General features: G+C 67.2%; 10 protein-coding genes and 2 pseudogenes. 7 read left to right on the top strand and 5 right to left on the bottom strand.

Going from position 1 to position 7944, the window contains the following annotated elements:
• From CXY71_RS05270 to CXY71_RS05260, 4 genes and pseudogenes are all read right to left on the bottom strand, one after another.
• Window positions 1-440 (bottom strand): annotated as a pseudogene (locus CXY71_RS05270) (hypothetical protein); the annotation flags it as partial.
• A gap of 77 nt (window positions 441-517) precedes the next feature.
• Window positions 518-910 carry an ABC transporter permease subunit gene (locus CXY71_RS21415; RefSeq protein WP_199184219.1) on the bottom strand — a complete coding sequence of 131 codons (393 nt, stop codon included), beginning with the start codon at window positions 908-910 and terminating at the stop codon, window positions 518-520.
• 2 nt (window positions 911-912) lie between these two features.
• Window positions 913-1389 (bottom strand): hypothetical protein, encoded by a 477-nt coding sequence (locus tag CXY71_RS21410; RefSeq protein WP_199184218.1) that lies wholly within the window; start codon window positions 1387-1389, stop codon window positions 913-915.
• Window positions 1390-1405: 16 nt separating this feature from the next.
• Window positions 1406-2683: an ABC transporter substrate-binding protein gene (locus CXY71_RS05260; RefSeq protein ID WP_199184217.1), complete on the bottom strand. Its 1278-nt coding sequence runs from the start codon at window positions 2681-2683 to the stop codon at window positions 1406-1408.
• A 213-nt stretch (window positions 2684-2896) separates the two neighbouring features.
• Here CXY71_RS05260 and CXY71_RS05255 point away from each other — a divergent pair, with 213 nt between their 5' ends.
• On the top strand, window positions 2897-3565 hold the full coding sequence (locus CXY71_RS05255; RefSeq protein WP_104134618.1) for a TVP38/TMEM64 family protein: 669 nt from the start codon (window positions 2897-2899) through the stop codon (window positions 3563-3565).
• Entirely contained in the window at window positions 3558-4181 is a 624-nt protein-coding gene (locus CXY71_RS05250; protein WP_104134617.1) for a CDP-alcohol phosphatidyltransferase family protein, read from the top strand. Before CXY71_RS05255 ends, CXY71_RS05250 begins: the two co-directional genes overlap by 8 nt.
• A gap of 34 nt (window positions 4182-4215) precedes the next feature.
• Here the strand turns inward: CXY71_RS05250 and CXY71_RS05245 are convergent, their stop codons facing one another.
• A complete protein-coding gene (locus CXY71_RS05245; protein ID WP_104134616.1) occupies window positions 4216-5649 on the bottom strand; it encodes an NAD(P)/FAD-dependent oxidoreductase in 1434 nt (477 codons plus the stop codon).
• Between the two features lie 85 nt (window positions 5650-5734).
• Here CXY71_RS05245 and CXY71_RS05240 point away from each other — a divergent pair, with 85 nt between their 5' ends.
• The 5 genes and pseudogenes from CXY71_RS05240 to CXY71_RS22345 all read left to right on the top strand — a co-directional run.
• Window positions 5735-6373 carry a class I SAM-dependent methyltransferase gene (locus CXY71_RS05240; protein ID WP_104134615.1) on the top strand — a complete coding sequence of 213 codons (639 nt, stop codon included), beginning with the start codon at window positions 5735-5737 and terminating at the stop codon, window positions 6371-6373.
• 99 nt (window positions 6374-6472) lie between these two features.
• Window positions 6473-6775, top strand: coding sequence for a DUF427 domain-containing protein (locus CXY71_RS05235; RefSeq protein ID WP_104134614.1), 303 nt, complete (start codon window positions 6473-6475; stop codon window positions 6773-6775).
• A gap of 176 nt (window positions 6776-6951) precedes the next feature.
• On the top strand, window positions 6952-7413 hold the full coding sequence (locus tag CXY71_RS05230; protein ID WP_233198212.1) for a hypothetical protein: 462 nt from the start codon (window positions 6952-6954) through the stop codon (window positions 7411-7413).
• Window positions 7406-7609: a hypothetical protein gene (locus CXY71_RS21850; RefSeq protein WP_233198213.1), complete on the top strand. Its 204-nt coding sequence runs from the start codon at window positions 7406-7408 to the stop codon at window positions 7607-7609. Before CXY71_RS05230 ends, CXY71_RS21850 begins: the two co-directional genes overlap by 8 nt.
• Window positions 7610-7621: 12 nt before the next feature.
• Window positions 7622-7810, top strand: a pseudogene (locus tag CXY71_RS22345) (Crp/Fnr family transcriptional regulator); the annotation flags it as partial.
• Between the last annotated feature and the right edge of the window lie 134 nt (window positions 7811-7944).

Genomic DNA, 7944 nt, shown 5'->3' with positions numbered 1-7944 from the left:
GGGCAACAATCATGCCGGACCCGACAGGCCAACTCCCTCAGATACTCACACCATCCGAGGTTACAAACAAGGTAACGGGGGATCTGGGCGCGCAGAAGGATAACGTTCAGACCCAGGACGGCCGCGAACGGCGGCAGGGCGATGGGGGCGAGCAGTAGGGCGCCGACCGCTCGCGGCCAAGGCACGTCCCCGAACGTGAGCGCTCGGGCGGCAGCCGCCCCGAGCGGCGTCGCGACGATCGCCACGATCAGGCTGAGGACGAGCGACGCCCCGAGCGCCGGCACCGCCCCCTGGGCAATCGCGCTCTCGACGCCGTCGAACCCCCACGCGGTGGGCACCGCCGCCGGAAAGGACCACCGATCGGCGAAAGCCCACAGCACGAGCGGCGCGAAGGGCAGTAGGAACCATGCGGCGACGAGCATCGAAGTGAGGATGCGCACCAGCCGGCTTGGGCCGCGAGAGCGCGTCAGCGTGCTGCCGGAGTCTCCCAGCAGACGGATCCGCTCGCCCGTCGTCGCTACACCGCCGTTTTCCGCAGTGCCCGGAAACAGAGGCCGACGACCAGGAAGGAAACCAGGGTGCTGAGCACAGCCGCCGCGGCGGCTTCAGGCCGGGCGGTGAGCGTCACGGAATTGAACAGACGCAGGGCCATCACCGCGAGGGGCTCCGGGTACGTGCGCCCGAGAAGCCAGGCCACCTCGTAGGAGCCCAGTGTGTACACGAACGCGATCGTCGACGAGATGGCCAAGGCAGGCAGGGCCAGCGGCAACATCACGAAGCGAAACCTCGGCCAGCGTCCCGCGCCCAGCATCGCTGCCGTCTCATCGAAGCGGGCGACGCGGGTGATCAGTGTTCCGGCGACAACCAGTCCGATGAAGGCGGATTCCTTCCACGCGTACTCGGCGACCACGGCTATCCACCAGGGGTCGCCGACCAGAGCTCTGCCGGCACGCCGAGCACCCGGGTGAGCAGGCCGGAGTCGGCCAGAAGCATTCCCACGGCAGCGGCCCCGATCAGGTGCGGGATGGTCACCGTGGCGGCGCTGGTCGCCGCCACGATGCGGCCGCACCACTGACCGTCGACGATTAGAAGCGCCGTTGCCATTCCCACGAGCGCGGCGATCACGGTTGAGGCCAGCGCGATGGCCAGGGAGAGTCCGAGTGCACGGATCAGCTCGTTGGCCTGACCGGTGTAGGCATCGAGGCTGAGCCGCACGGGTCCGACCAGCGGCATGAGCCCCAGGCTCTGCAGCGCGGCCGCGCCGACCCCGCCGACGACCACGAACACGGCCGGGACCATAGCAGGCAACACCAGGAAGGCGCTGCGCATCCGTGCCCTGCGCTTCGACGTCGCTTCCCTGCTCGGCGTGCCGCGTGTGGTCGGTGTCATCGGACTGACTCGGCGGCTATTTGCCGGCGAGCACGGAGGTGAGCCAGCCCTCATCGAGCAGGGGCACCCAGGCCGCCGCCAGCTCGGGGTTGGCGTTCCTCGAGAGCACGTCGTACGGCGGCACCACGGGGGAGGACGGCAATGAGTCGAACTTCGCCCGGTCCTCTGGGGTGAGGGCGTCCCGGTCGAGCACCGTGAACTGGCCCCACGTCGTCGGGTTCGCCTTCGCCAGCTGCTGCTCCACCGACAGGGCGACGTTGGTGACGACCATGGCGCCGGCTGACGATGCTGCGTTAGCGGGGATACTGAGGAAACTGGCGTTAACCACGGTCCCCTCCTCCAGCGTGAGCACCCGGGTCCCCGGCGGGAAGGTGCCGTCCTCGACGAGGTCGGTCAGGGTGGCCGGGCCGTAGGTCATGGTCAGGTCGATCTGACGGTCGGCGAAGAGCTTGCCCAGTTCCTGTTCGTTCGCCGGGTAGGTGCTGCCCTGCCGCCAGAGCGACGGTGCCAGATCGCTCAGCCGGTCGAACAGGGCCGGCGTCAACGCGTCGTAGGCGGCCTGATCGAACACGACGGGAACGTTCTCGTACCCGCCGGAGACGCTGTAGAGAACCTCGCGGGTGAAAACGGATCCGGTGAAGTCCGGCGGCGCCGGGTAGGTGAAACGACCCGGATACGCCCGGGACCACTCGAGGACGCCCTCCAGCGTGGTCGGCGGGTCCACTATGACGTCGGAGTTGTAGACGAAGGTGAACTGGGCTTTGCACCACGGGGCCTCGCAGCCGTCCACGGGGGTACCGAAATCGTTGGTGAGGAGCGGGTCGTCAGCTCTGGTCAGAGCCAGGTTGGGCATCAGGCCCGTCCAGTCGCATAGCCACGCCCCGGCTTCCTTCCCCGTGCGAAAATTGTCGCCGTTCACCCACACCAGATCGACCGTGCCGTCGTCGGTACTCCCGGCCTGCCGCTCGGAGAGAACCCGGTTGAGCGCGTCCCTCGTGTCGGTCACTGGCACCCGCTCCAGGGTGACGCCCTCGGCGGCCACGGCCGGGGCGAGCACCTCGTCGATGTAGGCGTTAGCCTGCGTGTCACCGCCGTACATCCACAGTCTGACGGTCTGGCCCTGGGCCGCACTGACGACGTCGGCCCAGCTGCCGAACGTGCTGCGGGTACCCTCGCGGGCGGGAGCGGCGCACGCGCTTAGCGTGAGGGCCGCGGCAGTGCCGAGGCCCACGAGCATGCCGGCTCGGGCTCGGCGGGAACCCCGACGGCGGCGCGGGGTCAGGGCGAGATGCATCGGTTTGTCTCCATTCGAGCGGAACAGGATCGGGCAGTGACCGGTTGAATCACGAAGAGCGACCGATGCTGCTCGACTCGGGTAAGCCGCGGAAGAAAGCATCTATTCCACCGGGAGGACCAGTTAAGCAGCCACAGGGAAGACCCCGGGAGTACTCCGGCCTCCGTTTCGGCCTCACTGACGGGCCGCCGGAGAGCACTGTGGCGCCTCGTCGTGCTCGCAATCTTCATCGTTGCGGTGATCGTGGTAGGAATCGTGGTGCCGGTGCCCAGCGTCGATCAGATTCGGGCCGCCGCCGCCAGCGCCGGAACCGTGGGGGTCCTCTTCTTCGTCCTGGGCTATGCGGCCCTCACCCTCACGCCCATGCCGAAGAACGTGCTCAGCATGGCCGCCGGGCTGACCTGGGGGTTCGCTGGCGGAGCGCTTCTCGTCTACCTTGGCGCCCTGCTCGGGGCGACGCTCGCCTTCGTGATCGGGCGCTCGCTCGGCCGCGACGCGGTCGAACGGTTCACGGGCGCCCGGGTGGCCCGCGTCGACGCACTGCTCCGTCGTCAGGGACTCGCCACGGTCATCGGCGCCCGGCTCATTCCCGTGCTGCCGTTCACTGTCATCAACTACACCGCCGGCCTGACCGCGGTACGACGCGGCGACTACGCGATCGGCACGGCCCTGGGAATCATCCCGGGCACCCTGGCCTATGTCGCCATCGGGGCCTTCGGCTTCGAATTGGGCTGGCCGTTCTGGCTCGCCGTTGGCGTTCTCGGCGGCCTGACAGTGATCGGGCTGTTCTTCGCCAACCGGGCACGTCGCACCACCCGGGCGGCCGACGAGGTACCGCAGGCCGGGACTTCTGCTGTTCCCGGGGACGAAGCGGATGTTTGACACCTCCCTGCGCCGGGCGCTCGCCGCGCTGGCGTTCGACCGTGCCTGGATCACGCCCGACCGGCTGACCATCGCCGGTCTGGTCCTGGGCCTCGGCAGCGCGGCGACGGCGGCCGCCCAGCTATGGTGGGTCTCGCTCGCGCTCTGGTTGGTCTCCCGCGTCTTCGACGGCCTCGACGGCTCCCTGGCCCGGTTGCGACGGGAACGCGCTGACGCCGCGGACGGCGAGACCGGCCACAGCGAGGCCGGCGGTTTCCTCGACATCGTCGCCGATTTCACCGTCTACGGCTTCACCGTCTTCGGGGTCGGTGTCGGGGCCACCGCGGGATTCGACGCCCCGTGGTGGCCGTTCGTGCTCGTCCTTGTCGGGTATTACCTCAACGGCGGCGCGTTTCTAGCGTTCTCCTCGATCGCCGAACGCACCAACCGCCAGATCGATGACGGGCGCTCTCTGTCGTTTCTCGGCCGCATCGCTGCGGGCACGGAGACTATCATCGTGCACAGCCTGTGGCTGATCTTCCCGTTCGTCGCCTGGCAGATAGCGGTGGTCTGGGCCGTTTTCGTGGGCATCAGCGCGGTACAGCGGATGTTCGCCGGCTATCGGGCGCTGCGCTGACGCCCAGCCTCGCTCTCGAGCTCACTCCTGACGATCAGCGCAGACGAGCGCTCCGCAGCCGCCGTAGAGTGCGGGTCGCCGTGAGAACGAGGCCGGAGCCCAGTCGGTGGCGCACATCGGCCACGGCCACATTCCAGAGACCGTCGTTGTAGGTGGGGTAGGCGTGGGTGGTGCCGGCTATATCACTCGTGGTGAGCCGGTTCTTCACCGCCAGAGAGATCTCGCCGAGGGTCTCCCCGGCTCGGGGACCGACCACGGTGCCGCCGAGCACCCGACCGCGCTTGTCGACGACCAGCTGCGTGTAACCATCCGTTTGTGCCTCCGTCACGGCTCGGTCGACGTGCTGGTGGTCGCGGGTGACGATGCGGTAGCCCCGGGTTGCGGCATCCTGGGTTTGCAGGCCGACGGCGCCCACCTCGGGGTGGGTGAACGTGACCCGGGGGATCGCCGCAGTGTCGAAGCTGCGGGTCAGGCCGAGGATCGCGTTGGTCGCGGCGACGCTGGCGTTTACCCCGGCGGTGTGGGTGAACTGCGGCAGCCCGGTCACGTCTCCGGCAGCCCAGATGCGCGGGTTGGAGGTGCGCAGCCGAGAGCTGACCAGGACGTTGCCGTAGGAATCGAGTCGCACCCCCACCCGCTGCAGGTCTAGTCCGGTCGTGTTCGAGCGGCGGCCCAGAGCCGCGAGCACTCGGTCGAACGCAAGGGTACTTCCGTCGCTGAGGGTGAGCGTGCCCGAGCGGCGGTCGGCCGAGGAAACCCCGGTCACCGTGGAAGTTGTGCGCACGTCGACGCCGTCCGCGAGGAGCGCGGCCTGGATGATGGTGCTGGCCCGTTCGTCTTCCTTGGACAGGATGCGTGGCCCGCGGTGAACGAGCGTCACGGCCGAGCCGAGCCGGGCCATCGCCTGGGCGATCTCACAGCCGATCGCGCCGCCGCCGAGCACCACGAGCCGCTCGGGGAGGGTACGCAGGTCCCAGAATGTTTCGCTGGTCAGTAGATCGACCGCGTCGATTCCGGGGATGACCGGCAGGGCAGGTGTGGCGCCGGTGGCGATCAGGGCCTGCCGAAACCGGAGTTCGCGGCCGTTAACGTCGACGGTGTCGGGGCCGGTGAAGCGTGCCCGGCCGAGCACCACCTCGATGTTGTCCCGCTCGAGCGACTCCGCGGAATCAACCGGGGCGATTTCGTGCATCGCGTCGTGTACGTGCGCCATAACCTGGGCGAAGTCGACGACGACGTGGCTCGCGCTCACTCCGAGGCGAGCTGAGGATCGAGCCGTCGTGGCGGCATCCGCGGCAGCGATCAAGGACTTGGAGGGCACGCAGCCGGTCCACAGGCAATCCCCGCCGAGACGGTTGTCTTCGATCAGGAGCGCGCTCGATCCGAAGCTGGCCGCGGTGCGGCTGGCGACGAGGCCGGCCGTCCCGCCCCCGATGACGACCAGGTCCCATTCGTTCGTTTCGCTCATGACTGCGAGCGTAGACGGTAACCGGGTGCGTCGAAGGACGCCGAGGCTGATTAGGCTGACCGGAACGAAAGGCTAGGTCTGCACCATGGTGAACGTCTACGAGGCCGCGGCCAAGTTCTACGACGCGCTCTCCGGAGAACGCTGCGTCTACCGAGCCGGCCGAGAATTGGGTGTGGCGCTGCTGGCGCTGCGTGCCGGCGACACGGTGTTGGACCTCGGCTGCGGCACCGGGCTGAACCTGGCCCTGCTCGTCGACGCCGCCGGGCCCTCGGGCACCGTCATCGGGCTCGACCGCAGCCCGGAAATGCTCGAGATAGCCCGCCGCCGCGTGGAAGCCAACGGGTGGACATCCGTTCGCCTGATCAAAGCGGATGCCACCACCTTCAACCCGAGTGTCGTCGCGAAGGAGCTGCCGGCAGCGTCGGGCGGGCACGTCGACGCTGTTTTCTCGAGCTACGCGATGAGCGTCTTCGACGACTGGCACCCGGCCTGGGACCGGATGCGGGCGTTACTTTCGCCCGGGGGCCGCGCCGGCATCGTCGACATGCAGCTGCCCGTGGGCCGCGCCCGCGTGTTCTCGCCGCTCGTGCGGCTGGCCGCAGCGGTCGGCGGTGCCGACCTGGCGGCGTGGCCGTGGACCGTTCTGGAGCGTGAGGGCGTGCAGGTGCAGCACGAATCCGTGCGGGGCGGCCACATCCAGGTAGTGGCGGCCACGATCCCGTAAACGACGAATTGGGGATTATCTGTTCCAGATCGCAGAACTCCGCGCAGGGAAGATCTACAGTTCGTGGATAGATATTTCGCGGACGAAAGGTTTACTCCCATGAAGGCAGTACTCAACGGCACGGTGCTCGCCGAAGCACCCCAGGACCAGCTCATCAAAATCGAAGGCAACTGGTATTTCCCGCCCCAAAGCGTCAACTCCGACCTGCTGGTCACCAGCGCGACACCGTATACCTGCGCGTGGAAGGGCGACTGCCAGTATTTCGGTGTGAAGGACGGTGGAAGCGTGTTGCAGGACCGCGCCTTCAGCTACCCCACTCCCTATCCGGAGTCCTTCGCTCGGGTCGGCCGGGACTACAGCAACTACGTCGCGTTCTGGAAGGACGTCCAGGTCACCGAATAACACCGGTTCGTTGTGTCAGGCAGGCCGCATTCCCTCCAGCAGGGGTGCGGCCTGTTCGGACACGAGGCTGAAAAAAACACGGGGGTTGTGTGTCCCAGATCGCAGAACTCGAGGCGGCCTGGCGCTTAGCTTTCTGGCTAGAGGTACATTTCGCTAGGGAAAAAAGGTTTACTTCAATGTCCGCTTCCAACACTGGCGCACAACATCCCCGCACCGTCGCTGCCCCGTTGGGCCGGCGCATCCTGGCCGGCGTGGTTGGCGGGCTGGCCGGCGGCGTGGTCTTCGGCATGATGATGGCACTGATGGGCATGCTGCCCGTCATTGCATCGATGGTCGGGTCTTCGTCCGCCTGGGTCGGCTTCGCGATGCACCTGATGATCTCGATCGTGATCGGCCTGGGTCTGACCGTGCTATTCGGCAACTGGCTGCTTACCGGGTCCGGCCGCGGCGTCCTCGTCGGGCTGGTCTACGGTGCCATCTGGTGGGTTCTCGGACCTCTGGTGATGATGCCCCTGATGCTGGGTATGCCGATGTTCAGCGTCGACATGACCAGCGTCCTCTCCCTGATGGGGCACCTGATCTACGGGACTATTCTAGGACTCACGGCCGTTGGTGTGCTCAAAGGTCGGCATGAATGAAAGCTGCGGAGTCGACCTGATCGCCACTCCATCCGGGGACCGGCGCCCGTGGGCACCGCACGTACGAGAGGCTAACCCGTTGATGCTTGGACCCGCAGAACCGTTCAGCTGCCTCACCGAGGTTGACCTGTTTGCGGACCTGAGTACGGCCGAAATCGCGGCCATGGACCTCATGGCGCCGGCCCGGATGTTTTAGGCTGGCGACCTCGTCTTCTCGCAGAGCCAGCCGATTACCACCCTGTTCATCCTCAATGTGGGTCGGGTTCGTGTCTTCCAGGTCACCGAGGACGGCAAGGCGTTGACCATGGCCATCGTCGAACCCGGAGCTGTATTTGGGGAGATGCTGCTGGTCGGCCAGCGGATGTACGACAACTATGCCGAAGCCATCGAAGACTCGGCGATCTGCCACCCTCAGCTCAGCGTTGCCGAGGTCGAACGGTTCCTCCTGTCCGACCCGCGCATTGCCGTTCGAATCTCCCGACTGCTGGGCGAACAGGTCGTCCGGCTCGAGAAGCGCCTGACCGACCTTGC

It is taken from the genome of Cryobacterium sp. Y62 (genome assembly GCF_002929785.1).
GTDB lineage: Bacteria > Actinomycetota > Actinomycetes > Actinomycetales > Microbacteriaceae > Cryobacterium.
This window is presented reverse-complemented; position numbering and strand designations above follow the sequence as displayed.